The sequence below is a fragment of the Pseudomonas sp. R3-56 genome, assembly GCF_051132075.1.
Taxonomy (GTDB): Bacteria; Pseudomonadota; Gammaproteobacteria; order Pseudomonadales; family Pseudomonadaceae; genus Aquipseudomonas.
Window position 1 is genome coordinate 3,106,827 of sequence record NZ_CP071657.1, and the last position, 19,541, is coordinate 3,126,367.

General features: G+C 61.2%; 14 protein-coding genes. 4 read left to right on the forward strand and 10 right to left on the reverse strand.

Going from position 1 to position 19,541, the window contains the following annotated elements; translation table 11 throughout:
• Positions 1-102: 102 nt before the first annotated feature.
• Positions 103-1,563 (forward strand): aldehyde dehydrogenase family protein, encoded by a 1,461-nt coding sequence (locus tag J3P96_RS13995; protein ID WP_434651654.1) that lies wholly within the window; start codon positions 103-105, stop codon positions 1,561-1,563.
• Positions 1,564-1,797: 234 nt separating this feature from the next.
• Here J3P96_RS13995 and J3P96_RS14000 read toward each other — a convergent pair whose 3' ends face one another.
• The 4 genes from J3P96_RS14000 to J3P96_RS14015 all read right to left on the reverse strand — a co-directional run bounded on the left by J3P96_RS14000 (position 1,798) and on the right by J3P96_RS14015 (position 6,426).
• Positions 1,798-2,490 carry a type 1 glutamine amidotransferase domain-containing protein gene (locus J3P96_RS14000; RefSeq protein ID WP_434651656.1) on the reverse strand — a complete coding sequence of 231 codons (693 nt, stop codon included), beginning with the start codon at positions 2,488-2,490 and terminating at the stop codon, positions 1,798-1,800.
• Positions 2,491-2,638: 148 nt separating this feature from the next.
• Positions 2,639-3,892, reverse strand: a complete 1,254-nt coding sequence (locus J3P96_RS14005; protein ID WP_434651658.1) for an OprD family porin — start codon at positions 3,890-3,892, stop codon at positions 2,639-2,641.
• A 90-nt stretch (positions 3,893-3,982) separates the two neighbouring features.
• Complete coding sequence (locus tag J3P96_RS14010) at positions 3,983-5,287, reverse strand: CitMHS family transporter (protein WP_434651659.1); 1,305 nt, start codon at positions 5,285-5,287, stop codon at positions 3,983-3,985.
• 56 nt (positions 5,288-5,343) lie between these two features.
• Positions 5,344-6,426, reverse strand: a complete 1,083-nt coding sequence (locus J3P96_RS14015; protein ID WP_434651661.1) for a 4-oxalomesaconate tautomerase — start codon at positions 6,424-6,426, stop codon at positions 5,344-5,346.
• Between the two features lie 166 nt (positions 6,427-6,592).
• Here J3P96_RS14015 and J3P96_RS14020 point away from each other — a divergent pair, with 166 nt between their 5' ends.
• Positions 6,593-7,483, forward strand: coding sequence for a LysR family transcriptional regulator (locus tag J3P96_RS14020; RefSeq protein WP_024777250.1), 891 nt, complete (start codon positions 6,593-6,595; stop codon positions 7,481-7,483).
• Between the two features lie 62 nt (positions 7,484-7,545).
• Entirely contained in the window at positions 7,546-8,340 is a 795-nt protein-coding gene (locus J3P96_RS14025) for an SDR family NAD(P)-dependent oxidoreductase (protein WP_434651664.1), read from the forward strand.
• Positions 8,341-8,361: 21 nt separating this feature from the next.
• Here J3P96_RS14025 and dctA read toward each other — a convergent pair whose 3' ends face one another.
• Together dctA and J3P96_RS14035 are read right to left on the reverse strand one after the other, a co-directional pair.
• A complete protein-coding gene (gene dctA, locus J3P96_RS14030) occupies positions 8,362-9,669 on the reverse strand; it encodes a C4-dicarboxylate transporter DctA (protein WP_434623766.1) in 1,308 nt (435 codons plus the stop codon).
• Between the two features lie 97 nt (positions 9,670-9,766).
• Positions 9,767-10,936, reverse strand: coding sequence for a mandelate racemase/muconate lactonizing enzyme family protein (locus J3P96_RS14035; RefSeq protein WP_305494702.1), 1,170 nt, complete (start codon positions 10,934-10,936; stop codon positions 9,767-9,769).
• 99 nt (positions 10,937-11,035) lie between these two features.
• Between J3P96_RS14035 and J3P96_RS14040 the strand changes: the two genes are divergently transcribed.
• A complete protein-coding gene (locus J3P96_RS14040) occupies positions 11,036-11,944 on the forward strand; it encodes a LysR family transcriptional regulator (RefSeq protein ID WP_434651667.1) in 909 nt (302 codons plus the stop codon).
• Between the two features lie 105 nt (positions 11,945-12,049).
• On the opposite strand, the gene J3P96_RS14045 is transcribed toward J3P96_RS14040, so the two are convergent.
• The 4 genes from J3P96_RS14045 to J3P96_RS14060 all read right to left on the reverse strand — a co-directional run bounded on the left by J3P96_RS14045 (position 12,050) and on the right by J3P96_RS14060 (position 19,395).
• On the reverse strand, positions 12,050-13,765 hold the full coding sequence (locus J3P96_RS14045; protein WP_434651670.1) for a hypothetical protein: 1,716 nt from the start codon (positions 13,763-13,765) through the stop codon (positions 12,050-12,052).
• 170 nt (positions 13,766-13,935) lie between these two features.
• Complete coding sequence (locus J3P96_RS14050; RefSeq protein WP_434651671.1) at positions 13,936-15,111, reverse strand: alpha/beta hydrolase; 1,176 nt, start codon at positions 15,109-15,111, stop codon at positions 13,936-13,938.
• A 55-nt stretch (positions 15,112-15,166) separates the two neighbouring features.
• Positions 15,167-18,256, reverse strand: coding sequence for an efflux RND transporter permease subunit (locus J3P96_RS14055; RefSeq protein ID WP_434651673.1), 3,090 nt, complete (start codon positions 18,254-18,256; stop codon positions 15,167-15,169).
• Positions 18,253-19,395 carry an efflux RND transporter periplasmic adaptor subunit gene (locus tag J3P96_RS14060; RefSeq protein ID WP_434651675.1) on the reverse strand — a complete coding sequence of 381 codons (1,143 nt, stop codon included), beginning with the start codon at positions 19,393-19,395 and terminating at the stop codon, positions 18,253-18,255. Before J3P96_RS14060 ends, J3P96_RS14055 begins: the two co-directional genes overlap by 4 nt.
• Positions 19,396-19,541 lie beyond the last annotated feature (146 nt).

Consider the following 19,541-nt stretch of genomic DNA (forward strand, 5'->3'; position numbering starts at 1 on the left):
GCAGATTCTCCTTTGGGCACTTGAACAACGGCATATTTTGTCCGGGCCGCTTTGTTAGCTTATTGAGCAGACTCGACATGCCGCCCTAAAGGAACGCCTTGGATGACTACTCAATCTTCGAATCGCTACAGTGTTGATCCGCAATCGGCTCAGCGGTTTTATATCAACGGCGGTTGGTCTGCGCCGGCCAGCCCGGCCAGCCTGGCGGTGGTCAACCCGGCGACCGAAGAAGTGGTCGCCCAGGTCGCCAGCGGCTCTGCCGAGGATATCGATCGTGCGGTAGCGGCGGCGCGCGCCGCGTTTGCCGGTTGGTCTGCCACCTCCACGGCTTCGCGCGCGCTGCTGCTGGGCAAGATCCATGAGCTTATCCTTGAGCGAAAAGAAGCGTTTGCCCAGGCGATCTCCCTGGAAATGGGCTCGGCCATCGCTGCCGCACGTGCAATGCAGGTGCCCCTGGCGGCCGAACACGTTCGGGTCGCGCGCGATCTGCTGTCCACCTATCATTTCCAGACGCTCGAGGGCACGACCGCGATCCGACGCGAACCCATAGGCGTCTGCGGCTTGATCACGCCCTGGAACTGGCCGCTTTACCAGATCACAGCAAAAGTCGCCCCGGCACTGGCGGCCGGATGCACGGTGGTGCTCAAGCCCAGTGAGCTGTCACCGCTGAGCGCCCTGCTGTTTGCACAGGTGGTGCATGACGCGGGCCTGCCACCGGGGGTCTTCAACCTGGTGAACGGCAGCGGCCATGTGGTCGGCGCCGCGATGGCCGCACACGCTGATATCGACATGATTTCGATCACCGGCTCAAACCGCGCGGGCACGCTGGTGGCACAGGCGGCCGCCCCGACGGCGAAGCGGGTCGGCCAGGAACTGGGCGGCAAATCGCCGAACATATTGCTTCCCGATGCGGACTTTGCCAAAGCCGTCCCGGCCGGCGTGCTGGCGGCGCTGCGCAACGTCGGACAATCCTGCAGCGCCCCGACCCGCATGATCGTTCCGAAGGACCGACTGGCTGAAGTCGAAGCGCTGGCGGCCGCAACCGCCAACGCGATCATCGTTGGTGATCCGCAATCGCCGGAAACGGTACTCGGCCCGATTGCCAATCAAGCCCAGTTCAATCGCGTGCAGGCGATGATCGAGACCGGCCTGCACGAAGGCGCAAAACTGCTTTGCGGCGGACTTGGACGCGTGCCCGGTTTTGAAAAGGGCTACTTCACCCGCCCGACAGTGTTCTCCGAGGTGGATAACGCCATGCGCATCGCCCAGGAGGAAATCTTCGGGCCGGTGTTGTGCATCATTGCCTATGAAACGATCGACGAGGCGGTGGCTATTGCGAACGATACGGTCTATGGGCTGGGCGCCCACGTCCAGTCACAGGAACTTGACCTGGCGCGCGCGGTGGCTTCTAGGATCCGCGCCGGGCAAGTGCTCCTGAACTACCCCGCCTGGAATCCCATGGCGCCCTTCGGTGGTTACAAGCGATCGGGAAACGGGCGTGAGTACGGCGTCTTCGGGCTTGAGGAATATCTGGAAACCAAGGCGATCGTCGGGTTCGGCTGATTGCCCTATACCGTCGCCCGAATGGTTTCAGTACGACAGTTTATTCAAGAAAAAAAGACCCCGTGGCGAGGGAGCTTGCTCCCGCTGGGTCGCGAAGCGGCCCCAAAACCTGCCGAATGCGGAATATCGGAGTCACCGTGCCCACCGATTCACGACTGCTGCGCAGCCGAGCGGGAGCAAGCTCCCTCGCCACGGGTTTGTCGATTGCCTCACAGGCGGCGGAGTGAACCTGACTCAACCCGCCTGTTCCGCCTCCAACCGCTTGAGCAACGCCTTGGCGGCCGCTTCGGATGAGGCGGGGTTCTGCCCGGTGATCAGATGCCCGTCCTCGACCACATGGCTGCCCCAGTCCGCCCCTTTGGAATACTCGCCGCCCTTGGCCTTGAGCATGTCCTCCACCAGGAACGGGACCACTTGGGTCAGCCCCACCGCCTCTTCTTCGGAATTGGTGAAACCGGTGACTGTTTTACCCTTGACCACGGGCTGGCCGTCCGGGGCGTTGACGTTCTTGAAGACTCCGGGCGCGTGGCAGACGGCCGCGATGGGTTTATTCGCTGCGTAAAACGCTTCGATGAGGGTCTTGGAGTCGGTGTCTTCGGCGAGATCCCACAGGGGGCCATGACCGCCGGGATAAAACACCGCATCGAAGTCATAGGGGTCGACCTCGCCCAGCGGCAAGGTGTTGGCCAACGCCGCTTGGGCCTGGGTGTCGGCGCCAAAGCGACGGGTTGCATCAGTCTGGGCGTCCTCTTCATCGCTCTTGGGGTCCAGCGGTGGTTGCCCGCCCTTCGGCGACGCAAGCGTGACCGTGGCCTCGGCATCGACGAACACGTAATAGGGAGCGGCGAATTCTTCCAGCCAGAAGCCGGTTTTCTTGCCGGTTTCGCCCAACTGATCGTGAGATGTAAGGACCATTAGAATCTTCATGTGAACCTATCCTCCGCGCGGTGAATGGGCGACGTGCGTGCGCCCTGTAATAGTGTCAGAGGCTGCGTTGAGGGAGACGTTCAAGCGGGTGTAGGGAACGCCATGATTTCGTCATGTCCCATTTCCGCCCGCGGCGCAGGCCAAGCCACTACCAAAGCGCAACATCGTAGGTCAGGTAGAGACGATTACTGTCACGGCCCCTGGCAAAATCCGCGCGATAGACATAGTTGCGCAGTTTCACACCCAGTCCTTTGAACGTGCCCTGCTGCACGACATAGGCCACTTCCGCATCACGCTCCCATTCCTTCACCGCGCTGTTGGACTTGCCATCGTCACCGCTGAGGTAACGACTGGAAAACGTCAGGCCGGGAATGCCGAGGCGCGCGAAGTCGTAGCCGTAACCGAGCATCCAGGTTTTCTCGTCTTCCTCGATGAATTTGCCGATGCCGGCATTGCTGAAGGAGTAGACCGTCGCCCCGCTGATATAAGGCAAGCCCCCTTCCCCGCTGAGTTTCTGGTAGCCGGCGCTGAAGGTGTGGCCCACGACGGCATAGGACAGCAGCCCGCTGAGCATGTCGTTATCGATGTTCCCGCCGTAGGCCGAGCCGGAATCGGCGCTGTTGAAATAGCGCAGATCGCTGGTGAGAACCCCGGGGCCAAGCGGCAGATCGTGCTGGATGCCAGCGAAGCTCTGTCGATAGAAGTTCTCCAGCTCGCCATAGAAGTAGCTCAGGCGCAGGGTCTTGCCCAACTTGTAGTCGGCGCCGGCGTAGCTGAAGTCGCCTGACTGATCGCCACCATAACCGTCGGGCACGATCGGCATGCTGTCGCTTGAATCGCGCAGTTTGAAACGCTGCAGATACCCGCCAGTCAGGCTGAGATTGTCGATGTCGCTGCTGCTGAGCTGGGTTCCCTGGTAGGACTGCGGCAACAGGCGCGCGTCGTTGTAGATCAGCACCGGGTTCTTCGGCAACAGGGTGCCGTGCTTGAGGGTGGTCTTGGCCACCCGGGCCTTCGCGGTCATGCCGGCGCTGGCAAACTCGTCGGCGGCGCGCCCGTCGTCATGCACCGGTAGCAGGCCCGTGCCGCTGCGCCCGCGCCCGGAATCAAGCTTGACCCCCAGCAGGCCCAGGGCATCGACGCCGAAACCGACGGTACCCGGGGTATAACCTGACTGGTAATCCAACAGGAAACCCTGGGCCCATTCGGTTCGCTCGCTCTTGGCGGTCCTCGCGGCCCGCGCGCTCATGCCATGTTCGTCGCGAAAGTTTTCGTTGAAGTAGACGTTGCGCACTTGCAACTTCAACTTGCTGTCGTCGATGAAACCTTCGGCGCTGGCCGTGGACAGCGGCAACAGGCCGAGGATCGGAAACCAGGCCGCTCGGGTCAGGTAATTGCTCATGTCGGATTTCTCATTGTTGTTATTTGGCGCGCAGGCCAGCGCACTCCCCGAGTGGGGAGCGTCAGGCAAGCAACAAGGTTGTCGGGTGATTCAGGAGAACAGCGTCAGCGCCCCGGTCAGCAGGGCCAACGCGGTAATCACCAGGGAGGTGAGCACCGCCCATTTGAGGGTGGCTTTCTGGAAGTCGCCGAGGTCGCGGTCAACCATGCCCACCAGCAACAGGGTCGAGGCCACTAGCGGACTCATCAAGTGCACCGGCTGGCCGAGAATCGACGCCCGGGCGATTTCCACCGGATGAATGCCGTAGGCGGCAGCGGCGTTGGCGAGGATCGGCACCACACCGAAGTAGTAGGCATCGTTGGACAGCACGAAGGTCAGCGGCATGCTGGTAATCGCCACCACCAGCGGGAACAGATGGCCCCAGGATGGCGGGATCCAGTCGACCAGGGTCTGCGCCAGGGCATCGACCATTTTGGTCCCGGAGAAAATCCCGGCAAAAATGCCCGCCGCGAACACCAGCAAGACCACGGTCATGGCGTTGCCCGAATGAGCGAGGATGCGCTCCTTCTGGATATCCAGCTGCGGATAGTTGATCACCAGCGCCAGGACAAAACCGATCAGGAACAGGATCGCCGAATGCATGAGCCCCATCACCAGCGCGACCATCACCGCAATCACCAGCAGCAGGTTGACGTAGGCCAGCTTCGGACGCTTGTGCGGCGTGTCTTCAAGAATCGCCTTGATGTAGCAGTCGCCGCCACCGCTTTGCAGCTGGATATTGCCGATGCGCTTGCGCTCGGCGCGGCCCAGCAGGAACGCGGTGAACACCACCCAGGCGGCGCCGCCGATCATGGTCGGCAGCAGCGGCACGAAATACTCGCCAGCATCCAGGCCCAATGCCGCGATGGCGCGGGTCGCCGGGCCACCCCAGGGCGTCATGCCGCTCATGATGCTCAGCGACAGCATCGAGACGGTCGCCAGGATCATCGGATTCATGCCGATGCGCTTGTACAGCGGCAGCATCGCCGCGCAGGTGATCATGTAGGTCGTCGTGCCGTCACCGTCCAGCGCCACCAGCAGCGACAACAGTGCGGTGCCCACGGCGATCTTCATCGGATCGCCGTTGACGCGCTTGAGGATCTTGCGGATCAGTGGGTCGAACAGGCCGGCGTCGATCATCAGGCCAAAAAACAGGATCGCGAACAGCAGCAGCGCCGCCGACGGCGCGACCATCTTCAGGCCGTCCAGCATCATCTTGCCGGTGGTTCCGCCAAACCCGCCCAGTATCGCGAAGACGATCGGCACGATTGTCAGGGCGACGATCGGCGACAGCCGTTTGGTCATTATCAGGAAGGTAAAGACCACCACCATGGCCAAGCCAAGTAAAGCGAGCATATGTCAGATCTCTTGTTGTTATTGAGTCGCTGATGCAATGACAAAAACGGCCTGGACTATCCGGCCAGGCGCCGGGAAACCGTGGCGTAGACGAAACCCGAGAAGAGCCGGCGGGCGGTGCGGACCACCGACGCACGGATGGTCTCACCCTTTTCGCCGGTGTAGGACAACACCACGTCGATGCCGCCGCTGGGGTGCTCGATGCGCACCCGCTGCAAGCGCGGCTCGCTGACGCCGCCGAGCAGGTTGGCGACCACGCTGCCGTCGGTCACGCACGCCGTCGCCAGGCCGATCGAGCCTGTAATCGCCAGGGCGCGGTGGCAGTTGTGCGGCATGAAGTAGCGCACTTGAATGGTCCCGCCATTCTTGGCCGCGGACACCAGCACCGGCTTGGGGATGACCTTGTCGCTGACATCGCCCAAGCCCATCGCGAGCCCGGCCTTCAGTCGCAACGACTCCAGGCGTTGCAGGAAGGCCTTGTCGGCGTCCAGTTCGGCCGGGCTCTCGTCGCCACGCTTGCCCAGTTGGCTGGCCTCGATGATCAGCATCGGCATGGCCATGTCGATACAGGTCACCGGGACGCCGTCGATCAGGTCAAGGGGTTGCCCGGTCGGGAAGAGTTTGCCGGTCTTGCTGCCCGCGGCGTCGAGGAAAGTCAGTTGCACTGGCGCCGCCGTGCCGGGCACGCCATCGATGGCGGTGTCGCCCTCATAGCTGACCTTGCCTTGCGGAGTCTGCACCTCGGCGTTGACGAAGGTGCCGGTGTTGAGGTTGCGGATACGCACCCGGGTCAGCTCGCCTGTCGCCTTGACCAAGCCCTGCTCGATGGCGAACGGGCCGACGGCGCAGAGCATGTTGCCGCAGTTGGGCGCGGTATCGACCCGCCGCTGGGACACCATGACCTGCACAAACAGGTAATCCACATCGGCCTCCGGATGCAGCGAAGGACTGACGATCGCCACTTTGCTGGTCTGCGGACTGCCACCGCCGATGCCATCGATTTCCAGCTCGTGACCGGAACCCATCAGGTTGAGCAGCAGCTCGTCTCGTTCGGCGATCACCGCAGGCAAATCCCAGGCGAGAAATACCGGACCTTTGGACGTGCCGCCACGCATGAGTACACAAGGAATTCGTTGCATGACCACTAACTCTTGTTGATCAATCTGGATAATTGATGTTCTGGACACAAGAGTGGCAGGGTTTAAAAAGTGATTCCAATGCAAAGATCGGAGCCATTATTGCGTTTCACAAAAGAATTATTCTACGATCCGGGGCGTGTTCAAGCCCCTCCCAGCGAGATAAAACATGGAATACGAACTGCAGGACATCCGATCTTTCGTGAAGATCGCCGAACTGGGGAGTTTTCATGAGGCTGCCGATGCGCTGCATCTGTCCCAGCCAGCCCTGAGCCGGCGCATGAAAAAACTAGAGGAAGGCCTGGGAACGGCCCTGCTTGATCGCACCACGCGCAAGGTCAGCCTGACCAGCGTCGGGCGGGATTTCCTGCCCAAGGCGCGACGCCTGCTGGATGATTTCGACGACTCGATCCTCAACATCCGCGAGTTGGCGGAACGACAGATCGGCCGAGTGACCCTGGCCTGCATCCCGACGGCGGCGTTCTACTTCCTGCCCTCGGTGATCCGGCTCTACAACGAGCGCTACCCGAAAATCCGCATCCGCCTGCTGGACCTCAGCGCAAACGAAGGACTGGAGGCGGTACTGCGCGGCGAAGCCGATTTCGGCATCAACATGATGAGCGGCCAGCACCCGGACATCGAATTCGTGCCGCTGGTCAACGAACCCTTTGTATTGGCTTGCCGGCGCGACCATGAACTGGCAGGACGCAGCGCCGTGACCTGGTCGGAACTCAGCGACTATCGATTGATCGGCGTCGGGCGCCTGAGCGGCAACCGCATGTTGCTCGATCACGCTCTGTCTGGCCTGAGCTGGCGCCCGCAGTGGTTCTACGAAGTGCAACATCTCTCCACGTCACTGGGCCTGGTCGAGGCCGGCCTCGGGGTGTCGGCGATGCCCAGCCTGGCAATGCCTGCGGGGGACCATCCGACGCTGGTCAGCGTGCCGCTGATTGAACCCGTGGTGAACCGATCCCTGGGCCTGGTTTATCGACGGGGCGCTTCGCTGTCGCCTGCCGCAGAAAAATTTGTCTCGATCCTGCTGGAGCAGTGGCCGCAGTAGAGCGCTCTTTGCCCCGGTAAATCGATGCCATACTGGCTGACCACCATCCTTGGAAGACTGCCATGCCAAACGCAATCGGACTTAACCCTGTGGCGCTCATCAGCGGCGTTGGCAGCGAGACGGGCATCGGCATGGCGATCGCCCGCAGGCTCGGTGCCGCCGGCGCCAGGCTGATCGTTACCGCCAGCAGCGCGCGCATCGAAGCGCGCATCGAGGAACTGCGCGCCGAAGGGTTTCAAGTCGCAGGGCAGCCCCTCGACCTCACCGATGAAAACCAGGTACGCGAGTTCGGGTCGTGGGCAGAATCCGTCTGGGGCCGGATCGACATCCTGGTGAACAACGCCGGCATGGCCATGCAAGGCAGCCCGGAGTCTTTCTCCGATGTGGCAACCATGGACCTGGCGCTGTGGAACCTGTCGCTGGCGCGAAATGTGACCACGGCTTTCCTGCTGACCCGCGCCGTCCTGCCCGGCATGCAGTCGCGCAATTACGGGCGCATCGTCAACATCAGTTCCACCACCGGCACCCGGTGCAGCAACCCTGGCGAGGCGGCCTACAGCGCCGCGAAAGCCGCCATGGTGGGCATGAGCATGGGCCTGGCGCTGGAGGTGGCCCGGCAGGGAATCACGGTGAACTGCGTCGCACCCGGCTGGATCGCCACCGGCTCGACCACCGCCGAGGAAGCCAATGCCGCGCGCTACACCCCGATGCGCCGGGCCGGTCGCCCGGAGGAAGTCGCCGCGCTGGTTGCCTTCCTCGCCTCTGCCGAAGCGAGCTACATCACCGGTGAAGTGATGGTGGTGGACGGCGGCAACTGCCTGGTCGAGAACAAGGCGCCGGACCGGTCACTGGACTGACCGCATGACCGGTCGACGTCGTCATTTAGGCGCCAACAGCGCCTTTCGATCGGCCTTCTCTTGCTTCATCGCCGCGATCTCACGCTCGCAGGCTTGCACGTCGAAGGAGTTGTCCCACTTGGCAATGGCGAGGGTGCCGATGCCATTGCCGATCAGGTTGGTCACGGCCCGTGCTTCATTGAGGAATCGGTCGATCCCGAGCAGCAGCACCAACCCGACCAAGGGGATGGAATGAATCGTGGTGAGTGTCGCGGCGAGGGTCACGAAACCGGCTCCGGCGACACCCGCCGAGCCTTTTGATGTGAGCAGGAACACACCCAGCAGGATCATCTGGTCCATGAACGTCAGCGGCGTATTGGTGGCCTGGGCGATGAAAATCGCCGCCATCGTCAGGTAGATGCAGGTGCCATCGGCATTGAAGGTGTACCCGGTGGGCAAGACCATGCCCACGACTGACTTTCTGCAGCCGAGTTTTTCCAGCTTGACCATCATTCGCGGAAGCACCGCTTCGGTCGAGCAGGTCCCCAGCGTGATGAGGATCTCGTCCTTGAAATAACGAAGGAACTGCATCAGCGGCATCCCCGACCATCGGGCGACCGCGCCCAGCACGACGACGATGAAAATCAGCGTCGTGACATACAGAGCGACCAGCAACTGGCCCAGGGACAGCAAGGTGCCGATGCCGTATTTGCCGATGGTGAATGCCATGCCGGCACCCGCGCCAATCGGCGCCAGTCGCATGACCATCGCGACTATCCTGAACAGCCCCTGCAGGAACAGATCGATGGTGTTGATCAGCGGCTTGCTGGTCTCGCCCATTTGCACCAGGGCGACACCCATCAGCACCGACAGCAGAATCACCTGGAGCATGACGCCATTGGAGAATGCGCCGACGAACGTCTGCGGGATGATGTTGAGAAAGAACTCGACGGTACCACCCTGCTCACTCGCCGCCTGGCTGTACTTGCTGATGGAGCTGCCATCAAGGGAGTTGGCATTGATGTTCATCCCGACGCCAGGCTTGACGACGTTGACCACGACCAGGCCGACGACCAGCGCAATGGTCGAAAGGATCTCGAAGTAAATCAGCGCCTTCACACCAATCCGTCCGACCTCCTTGATGCTGCCCATCTTGGCGATACCCACGACCACCGTGCCGAAGATGATCGGCGCCAAGAGCATCTTGATGAGTTTGATAAAGCCATCGGCGAAGGGCTGGAGCTTGGCCCCGACATTCGGGATGAAGTAACCGATCGCTGCGCCGATCACGATGCCGATCAGTACCTGCACATACAGCTGGCTGTACCAGCGAGACTTGGAGATTTCCACGAGAGCACCTCATTTTATTGTTGTGATGGGCATGTGGCAGGCGTCTGCGCGACGCCCGATGCCGCAGCCTCGTTGGAGGCCGCGACGATGAGGACGATCAGCCCTCGCCCAACTCGCGCATGACCGCGTACAGGGCGGACTTGGCTTCGAAACCGACGCCAGGAATGTCCGGCAGGCCGACGTAGCTGTTTTCCACGCGGATGCCGTCAGCAAAACCACCGAACGGCTGGAACACATCGGGGTATGACTCGTTGCCGCCCAGGTGCAAACCAGCAGCGATGTTCAGGGACATCTGATGGCCGCCGTGGGGCACCACGCGGCGCGAAGACCAACCCATCTCTTCCATGACTTTCAGGGTGCGCATGTACTCCACGAGCCCGTAGGACAGGGCGCAATCGAACTGCAGGTAATCGCGATCCGGGCGCATGCCGCCGTGTCGCAGCAGGTTGCGCGCGTCCTGATGGGAGAACAGGTTCTCGCCGGTCGCCATCGGCAGTTCATAGTGATTGGCGAGCTCGGCCTGGAGCGCGTAGTCCAACGGATCGCCGACTTCCTCGTACCAGAAGAGGTTGTACTGCTTGATGGCTTCGGCGTACGCGATACCGGTCTCCAGATCGAAGCGGCCGTTGGCATCAACCGCCAGTCGCCGCCCGTCCCCGACCACTTCAAGCACCGCTTCGATGCGCCGGATGTCTTCATCCAGTGGCACCGCGCCGATCTTCATCTTGACCACGTCATAGCCACGATCCAGATAGCCCTGCATTTCTGCCTTGAGCTTGCTCTGGTCCTTGCCGGGATAGTAATAACCACCCGCCGCATAGACCCAGACCTTGTCATCCGCCACGCCACCGCGATAACGGTCGGCCAACAGGCGGTACAGCGGCTTGCCTTCGATCTTGGCGACAGCGTCCCACACGGCCATGTCGATGGTGCCGACGGCCACTGAACGCTCACCGTGGCCACCCGGTTTCTCGTTGGTCATCAGGGTTTTCCAGATGGCGAACGGATCCAGGTTGGCATGTTCCTTGTCGATCAGCGTTTCCGGGTCGGCCTCGGTGACTCGCGCCAGGAATCGATCACGCATCAGCGCGCCCTGGCCGTAGCGACCGTTGGAGTTGAAACCGTAACCGATCACCGGTTTGCCATCGCGAATCACATCGGTGACAACCGCCACGACCGAGCAGGTCATTTTCGAAAAATCGATATAGGCATTGGCAATCGGAGAGGCGATGGAAACGGTTTTTTCGCGGATGTCGACGATACGCATGAGGGGTTCCTCTTGTTGTGGTTGACCCCACGTTATGCTTTGCGACGAAACCCGCCCAATGCTATTAATGCCGCGCCCTATGCACAGGAGGCATTGCCCTTGGAACTCGTCTGGCTAGAAGATTTTTCAGCACTTGCAGAGTACGGCAGCTTCGTTCGCGCCGCCGAAGCGCGCCACGTTACGCAGCCGGCTTTCAGTCGCAGGGTCCGTTCGCTGGAAAACTGGATGGGCGTGGATCTGTTTGTGCGCACGCCTCAAGGCGCGACGCTGACCGAGGCTGGAAGGCAGATTCTGCCTGGCGCCCAGGAGGCTGCGAGGCGCCTCTACAGGCTGCGCACCGAGGCCCAGGAAGTCGCCGGAGTGGCCGCCAAGACGCTGCAATTCGCAGCCACGCATTCGCTGTCGTTCACGTTTTTTCCGCGTTGGCTGAGAAGCGCCGAGAATGGCGCGCCGATAGATGCCGTGCGCCTGCACTCCGACAGCATGGCGGTGTGCGAGCAGATGCTGATTCACGGTCAGGTGCAGTTCCTGCTCTGCCATCGGCACCCCGACGTACCGCCACTGTTGGCGCCTGATCAATTCAGCGGAAAAAAGGTCGGCGAGGACGTCCTGATACCCTTGGCGAGTGCCTCGGCCACTTTCGGTACCTCACCGGCGACGTTGCCTTACCTGGCCTACACCCAGGAATCGGGACTCGGGCGTATCGTCGCTCACCGACTCCACGGCAAGGAGGAATACCTGCACCTCAAGCCGCTTTTCAGCAGCCATCTCGCCGCGGTGCTGATGTCCATGGCACTGGAAAGCAAGGGCGTCGCGTGGCTGCCCAAAAGCCTGACAGAACAGGAAATGGCCGACGGGCGCCTGGTCCGGGCCCTGGATGAAAGCTGGGATATTCCATTGGAAATCCATCTCACCCGCCCAACCGCGCCGATCAGCGCAGCGGCAGAGGAGTTCTGGAACAGGCTGAAGGGTCAGGGCGATTCAACTGCCCTGCTCTGCCACCTGTGAACCCCACGAATTACCCGGAAGTGTCACTCGAAACAGGCCGGACATCAATTCAAAACCCTCTTGTGGATTCAGAGGCGGGCCTTATCAGAAGCAACAACATGGGTATCAAGGAACGGTCCCCTCTGGATAATATATCGCCTTTCTATAGCCGGACATTGCAGGAGCCCGCTCACTCCAGGTCCTTGCCATATCCGCTGTGCGTGCATCGCCGCGCGGATTGCCACTCTCATCCAGTATCCGAGGAGCAGAATAAAAAGGGATGGAGTTGCCGCACAAAAAACTTTTGCCATAACCGAATTTATATGCCCCTACAACACCTTTAGAACAATGGCTGCCACCAGCGTTGTGGGCGACTTCGTGCCTAAACACGTAAGAAACATCAGCCGAGTTCACGCTAAACTGCCCGGGCACATAACCCCATCCCGCGGCACTGCTGCCAGCGTGCGGATAAAAATAAGCCGCAACAACGTCAGCAGAAGACTGATTTGCAGCGGTTAAAAAGAGAGACTGCACCAAGGCCAGTGTCTCGGTAGTAATCCCATAGTCCTGGTCAATCGTTTCTGTGGCTGCCAGCCTTAAACGCACACCAATATTAGAGTTTCTTAGTCCCAGATTCGAGCTTTCCATCTGAGCCAAAGCATGAGCTATTGGATCGACAACAAAAGCCTGTGCGGATCTTGAATACCCTGCAAGTACATGGACAATATAATTTCCTGCACAATCCGTGGTAGCATCGGCTGACGCATTTGCTGGTACAGGTTCATCGGGCGATTTTATTGAATCAACCTTATCAACCTCATCATCCTTATGTTCAATCCATCGCTGCTCACCTTTTACGTCGCCGATCAACATGCCTTTATGCGTTGGTGTATTGATAAGAGACCATGCAGCACCATCATTACGCGTAACCAACACCATGTCTCCGACAATATCGCCTCGTTTTTCCTCCAGAAGGTTAGCGCTTCTGACGACATAGTTCCCCTCCTTCGAACGCAGTTCAAGCAGCGGTGCGCGTACCTCCGACAACAGCACACCGGTTTTGATGGAAGGTACTCTGCTAATCAACGATTGGATATCCAGATAGCGACCTGCGGGAATTCGTTCATTGAACTCGTTGGTAGAAGTTGGCGTGCTAACTATTGGATTGGCTAATGAGCAACCTTTGGCAGCCGCTTTCCACCAAGTATTCTCCCCTCCAGGAGGAGGAAAAGGTGTCTCCCCTGAAGCACTTGTGGGGCCATCGATTCTAGAGGCATACAGATTATATTGACTCCCGAGGTAGTCTGAATATATCGCACCCACATATGCAGGCGACCCTAAACGTTTAGGATCTGAAAACGTACCTGCATGTTCACCTTGATAGGACCAATTTTCATCATCCACAGCACCCGCTGGAAAACCACGCGAATAGCGCGATGCCACTTTAGATTTGAACAGGAGCCTATTTTCCCTGTTAAGGTGAACAGCGCCAATATACGTTATATCTGCTCCACTTATAGGATCAGCAAATGTCCCAGCATATCTCCCTCGGTAAAGCCAATAATCATTATCAAAGCCTACTTGTGGGAAGTTAGCTTGATTGCTATTGTCGAAGCGCGCCTCAAAAAAGGGTCCCGAGCTACCTGAGCGGTGTATATCCCCTGCCTTCCCAGCCTCACTCCAGTACATCGGGTTAGCGTAACTTCCTCGCGGTTTGGTGAAATCTACAGCCCCTGTACTCGCAGCAGCAGTTGGGGTGGAATATGCTGGCTGATGTTCGATCGCCGAGCCACACCCAGCCATTACGCAAAAGGACATCGCCAAGGCAAATTTTTTATTCATCAACCCCACCCTCGTTTTTCAATTCATATAAAAAATCTCCCCCTGAAATTACTCCACTACCTTTATAACGCCTACTATCAGAAATGATAGTACGGCGAAACGCGGTATCCATACGACATATCGGGAGCACGGGACGCTAGAAGTAGGGCAGGCTGAAGGGTCAGGGCGATTCAACTGCCCTGCTCTGCCACCTGTAGAACCCCACGAATCACCCCGGACTGCCATTCGAAATAAGGATTGTAAGTCAGCCGGGCGTGGATCTTCCCCGGCTCGCTGTACCCCCAGTCCGAATACCAGACCTCTTCCCCCGCTTCGCACCGGGCCACTTCGTCGGCATTGCGGCTGTTGCGGCAGAACCGCAAGGTGCCCGAACGACCGTAGAGCGGGTTGGCTGGCGAGAAGAGGATGCCCATGTGGGAGAACTGGCTGATGCGTTCATCGGCGATGCGGTCGCTGCGCGTCAGGATGCGCTGTTGCTGCGCAGCGTCCCTGGCGCCGGTCGGCTGCGCCTGGCCATACCAGATCAACCGGCTCGCGGCATGGGTGAAGCGCCGTTGGAACAGCTCCCGCACGTAGCGCACGTCGACGACTGAATCCTGCTCGGTCAGCACGATAACCACCGGCCGATCGAAGTCTTGCTGCTCGATGAGCCGGCGAACCGCTACGCTGCTGCGGTAGAACTGGGCAAAGCCGTTGGTGGGGACATTGTGGTAGCGCACGGGCGACTGCTGCGGCCGGGAGTTGTCGGGCGCAAGGATCCAGGTCTTGAAATGCGCCAGCCAGGGCGTGGCCCAGTCGTAGGACTCGCTCGAGCGAAAGGCCGGGGAAAACAGCACCAGGCCCTTGATGTCCGGGTCCCTGGCGGCATAGGCCAGCGCCAGATTGGCACCGGTCGAGAAGCCGCCCAGGTAGACGTTCGCGAACTCCTTGTGCAGCAACGCAACCTGCTGCTCGACCAACTGTTGCCACTGTTCCAGTTGCACATCGATCAAGTCGGCCGGCTTGGTGCCATGCCCGGGCAGCAATGCGACGCGCACCACGTAGCCTTGCGCAGCCAGATCCCGGGCGATGTCGACGAAGGACCAGGGTGAATCCCCCAAGCCATGCAGCAAGAGAATGGCCTTGGTGGAAGGAACATCGGGGCGCACTTCATAAGGCGCGTTCCAGGCCAGCTCATCGGCGCGATTTTCGGTCTGGAACAGGCGCTTTTCCTCGATCCAGGCGCGGGATGCCTGGGCATACGCCTGGAAATTTTCCGCTTCGGTCATGGCATCGGCCGCGCTGGGTTGCCGCGCGCAGCCTGCCGCCGTTACAAGGCATGCCAAGGTCGCGACGACTCCCAGCATGAGCCGGCGCCAAGGCGACGTCACATTCCTGATCTTTGCTGACATCATCAATTGATCACTCCAGCGCTTCGCTGCGAGAAACGTTACCGGTGCGTTTGTACAACCACTGCGCCCCATCGTCCACATAGGAAAACACCACGGGTATGACCAGCAGGCTCAACAGCGTTGACGTGACAAGCCCGCCAATCAGGACGATGGCCATCGGTGCGCGAAAGCTCGGGTCGGCCCCCAGGCCCAGGGCGATTGGCATCATGCCTGCGCCCATCGCGATTGTCGTCATGACAATCGGCCGGGCGCGTTTGCCGCAGGCGTCGAGGATCGCTTCCTGGCGGCTCAGGCCGTCGCGTCGACGCGCGAGGATGATGTAGTCGACCAGCAGGATCGAATTTTTCGTCGCGATGCCCATCAGCATGATCAGGCCGATCATCGAGGGCATGGACAATGTCGAGCCAGTCACGAACAGCGCCACGAAGGCCCCAGGCACCGAGAGAACCAGGGCGGCAAGGATCGTCAGCGGTTGCAGGAAATCCTTGAGCAGCAGCACCAGGACCATGTAGATGCACAACACCCCGGTCAGCATCGCCACGCCGAATCCGGAGGCCAGTTCGCCCATGGCCTCGGCATCGCCTACCGAGGTTCGCACCAGGCCTGGCGGCAGATTCTGCAAGCTTGGCAAGGCAAGGACAGCTTGCTCGATGTCGCCCAACGGTTGGCCGTTCGTCTCGATCTCGATGTTGACATTGCGCATGCGGTCGAACCGTTCGATTTGCGTCGGGCCACTGCTGATTTCCAGCGTCGCCACGTTCTCCAGCGCAACCGGACCCCGCGCGCCGGGCACCGGCAGACGTTTCAGCGTCTCGAAGTCCTCGCGGGCGGTGTCGCTCAGCCGCACGACGATGGGCACCTGGCGGTCGCTGAAATTGAGCTTGGCAAGCTCCTGGTCGTAATCTCCCAGGGTGGCCACGCGGAGCGTGTCGGCAATCGCGCTGGCGGTCACGCCCAGGTCGGCGGCCCTGGCGAAATCCGGCCGAACCACCAGTTCAGGGCGCATCAGGCTGGCGGTCGAGATCACCGCCCCCACGCCCGGCACGCTACGCAGCTCTCGTTCCACCTGCTGCGCATGCCGGGTGAGCAAGCTAGCGTCCTCACCCGCGAGCACCAGCACGTAGCTTTCCGACTCTCCCATACCGACCTTGATACGCGCGCCAGGCAACACGGCGAGCGCTTCGCGTAGCTGGTTTTCGAGCTGCTGCCGGGTCAGTCCGGGACGCTCGTTGCGGTGCGTCAGGTTAAGCGTCAGCACCGCCGTGCGGACATTCGCGACATCGCTGCCGGCCGGTTCGATCAGGTCCGCGCCGGCGCTGCCATCCCCCACCGCGGTGTAGACCTTTCTGACGTGCTGATTTTGCGTGATTATCTGCCGCGCTTGCTCAGCCAACGCCAGCGTGTCGCCCAGTTTGCTGCCGGGCGCAAGCGTGAGGGTGACCTGGGTCTGCCAGTCGTCATCCGGCGGAATGAAGGTGCCCGGCAAAACGGTGGCGAGCATCAGCCCCCCGGCGAAAAAAGCCACCGCGCCGAGCGTGGTCACCACGCGATGGCGCAAGCACCAGCGCGCCCAGGACAGGTAGCGGTTTATCAACCCGGGCGCATCCTGGGCCGGCCTTTTCGGCGCGCGCATCAGGTAGGCCGCCATCATGGGCGTCAGCAAGCGGGCGACGACGAGGGAGAAAAACACTGCGGTTGCCGCCGTCCAGCCAAACTGGACGAAGAACTTGCCGACCGTACCGCTCATGAAAGCCGTGGGCAGGAACACCGCGATCAGCGTGAATGCCGTGGCGACCACCGCCAGGCCGATTTCATCGGAAGCATCCATGGCGGCTTGATAAGGTTTCTTGCCCATCTGCAAATGGCGCCCGATGTTCTCGACCTCGACGATGGCGTCGTCCACCAGCACGCCGATGACCAGCGACAGCGACAATAGCGTCACGGTGTTGAGGGTGAACCCCATCCAGTGCATTACGGCGAACGTCGGTATCGCCGACAGCGGCAACGCGACGGCCGAAACGAAGGTCGCGCGCCAATCCGGCAGAAACAGGAACACCACCAGCACCGCGAGCGCCGCGCCTTCATAAAGCAGGTGCATGGAGCCCCGATAATTCTCGATCACTGGGTCGACGAAGTTGAAAGCCTGGGTGACGGTGATTTCGGGGTGACGGGTCTTGAGCAACTCCAGGGCGGCGCGTACGCCTTCATCCACCTCGATTTCGCCGGCCCCTCTGGCCCGGGTGATTTCAAAGCCGACCACTGGCTTACCGTCGAGGAACGCCGCCGACCGGGGTTCGCCGACGGTATCGAAGACCGTTGCCAGCTGGTCGAGCCGGACACGCCGGCCGTCGCTCAAGGTCACGTCAAGCAAGGCGATTTCCGCGGCCGACTGCACCGTGGCGAGGGTGCGCACCGTCTGCTCGGCGCCGCCAAGGTCAACGCGTCCGCCCGATGCCTCTTGCTGGATCAGGCGCAGCTGGCGAGAGACGTCCAGGGCCGAGGTGTTCAGCGCCAGCAGACGCGCGGGATCGAGGTCGATGCGAATCTCCCGGGCCACCCCACCGACCCGAGTGACGGCCCCCACGCCAGGCACCGCCAGCAAGGCCTTGCTGACGTTGTTATCGACAAACCAGGACAGCGCTTCGTCGTCCATCCGCTTGGCCGAAACCGTGTAGGTCAGGATCGGCGAACCGGCGAGTTCGATCTTGCGGACCACCGGGTCGCGCAAGTCGGCGGGCAAGTCGGCCCGGACCCGTGACACCGCATCACGCACGTCATCCAGCGCTTCCTGGGTGGGCTTGTCGAGGTGGAACTCGATCGAGATAGCGGCGTTGCCGTCGGTCAGGATGCTCTGGATATGCTTGACGCCCTGCACGGTTGCGAGCGAATCCTCGAGCTTGCGGGCCACGTCATTTTCCAGTTGCGCGGGCGAAGCCCCGGGCAGCTCGGCCGACACGCTGACCATCGGCAGATCGACGTCAGGGAAGTTCTGCACCTTCATCTTCCAGAAGCCCATCAAGCCGGCGAAGGTCAGCAGGATGAACAACAGGACCGAAGGCGTCGGATTGCGGATCGACCAGGACGACAAGTTGAGGCTCATTTCGCACTCCCAGGTGCTGGGTGGTTGTTCATTGGGTCGGTGCGCGCCTGGACAACCCGGACGAGGTCACCCTCGGCAAGAAAACCACCGCCGGTTTCGACCACTGCGGCGCCAGCGTCGACACCCGCGGTTATCTCGATACGGTCGCCAACGCGGCGGCCGACCGTCACCTTGACCTGGCTCACCTTCAAGTGCGGTCCTACCTGCAGCACGTAATTAAAACCGTCACGCTGCAGCACGGCGCTTTGGGGCAGCGTCATCATCCGTTCGGCGGCCACTTCGAACTCGCCCCGGGCAAACATTCCGGCACGCGCCGCCGTGCCCGTGGGCAAATCGACATAGACCAGGCCGTTGCGAGTCTGCAGGTCGACCGTCGGCGCAACCCTGCGCACCCGGCCCTCTATCGCCCCGCCATTGACCGGAGTTACCTGCGCGAGCTGGCCGGGGCTGAACTTGACAAGGTCGGGGGCCGCGACTTCGGCGCGCCATTCGAGCCGTCCGTTACGAATCAAGCGAAACAGCTCCTGGCCAGCGGGCAGTACCGCGCCTACCGTGGCACTGCGCGCCGAAATCACCCCGTCATCGGGGGCCAGGACCTGGGTCTGGGCCAGACGCAGGTGCTGGATACGCTCCAGCGCCCTGCCCGCCTCCAGCCGCGCCTGAGCCGTGCGTTCGGCCGTCAGCTGTTGGTGAACCTCCTGCTTCGAGAGCGCCCCGCTCGACTGCAATTGACGGGCGCGCTGCGCATTGGCTCGCGCCTCGGCAAGCGTCGCTTGCGCTTCGGCGGTGGCGGCGCGACGCTGGGCGAGTTCAGCGGTCATCGTCTCGGCGCTGAACGTGGCAAGTACCTGGCCGCGCCGGACCACATCGCCGACGTTGACCATGACCTCGGCCAACCGCAGGCCATCGGCCTCGGTGCCGACACTGGCTTCCTGCCAGGCGACAATGTTGCCGTTCGCCTGGATACGGATCGGCAACATGGACGATTGCAGTCGGGTGACGGCCACCGTCAATGCCGGCCTGGCGGGCACCTCGACCTTGGCCTGGCGAGGGCCGGGCGAAACAGCGATCATCCCGACGGCGATGGCGCAGGCCATGGTCACGACAAACAGCACGACATGCCGTGTTTTTCTTTTCATAGGGTTCGTATTCCTGCGCAAGAAGCCGCGTTTGCTTGAGGCGGCAACTATCCGCCAGGAAACCTTGCGCAAGTCTTACCGGCAAAAAGGCGCTTACCCAGGCCGAACCGTAAGTGTTCAGTAAGAAGAAGTTCTCAACGATAGGG

What these genes read in the sequence shown, in the direction of transcription:
- J3P96_RS13995 (WP_434651654.1), top strand. Translation starts at nt 103, where the DNA reads ATGACTACTCAATCTTCGAATCGCTACAGTGTTGATCCGCAATCGGCT.
- J3P96_RS14000 (WP_434651656.1), bottom strand. Translation starts at nt 2,490, where the DNA reads ATGAAGATTCTAATGGTCCTTACATCTCACGATCAGTTGGGCGAAACC.
- J3P96_RS14005 (WP_434651658.1), bottom strand. Translation starts at nt 3,892, where the DNA reads ATGAGCAATTACCTGACCCGAGCGGCCTGGTTTCCGATCCTCGGCCTG.
- J3P96_RS14010 (WP_434651659.1), bottom strand. Translation starts at nt 5,287, where the DNA reads ATGCTCGCTTTACTTGGCTTGGCCATGGTGGTGGTCTTTACCTTCCTG.
- J3P96_RS14015 (WP_434651661.1), bottom strand. Translation starts at nt 6,426, where the DNA reads ATGCAACGAATTCCTTGTGTACTCATGCGTGGCGGCACGTCCAAAGGT.
- J3P96_RS14020 (WP_024777250.1), top strand. Translation starts at nt 6,593, where the DNA reads ATGGAATACGAACTGCAGGACATCCGATCTTTCGTGAAGATCGCCGAA.
- J3P96_RS14025 (WP_434651664.1), top strand. Translation starts at nt 7,546, where the DNA reads ATGCCAAACGCAATCGGACTTAACCCTGTGGCGCTCATCAGCGGCGTT.
- J3P96_RS14035 (WP_305494702.1), bottom strand. Translation starts at nt 10,936, where the DNA reads ATGCGTATCGTCGACATCCGCGAAAAAACCGTTTCCATCGCCTCTCCG.
- J3P96_RS14045 (WP_434651670.1), bottom strand. Translation starts at nt 13,765, where the DNA reads ATGAATAAAAAATTTGCCTTGGCGATGTCCTTTTGCGTAATGGCTGGG.
- J3P96_RS14050 (WP_434651671.1), bottom strand. Translation starts at nt 15,111, where the DNA reads ATGCTGGGAGTCGTCGCGACCTTGGCATGCCTTGTAACGGCGGCAGGC.
- J3P96_RS14055 (WP_434651673.1), bottom strand. Translation starts at nt 18,256, where the DNA reads ATGAGCCTCAACTTGTCGTCCTGGTCGATCCGCAATCCGACGCCTTCG.
- J3P96_RS14060 (WP_434651675.1), bottom strand. Translation starts at nt 19,395, where the DNA reads ATGAAAAGAAAAACACGGCATGTCGTGCTGTTTGTCGTGACCATGGCC.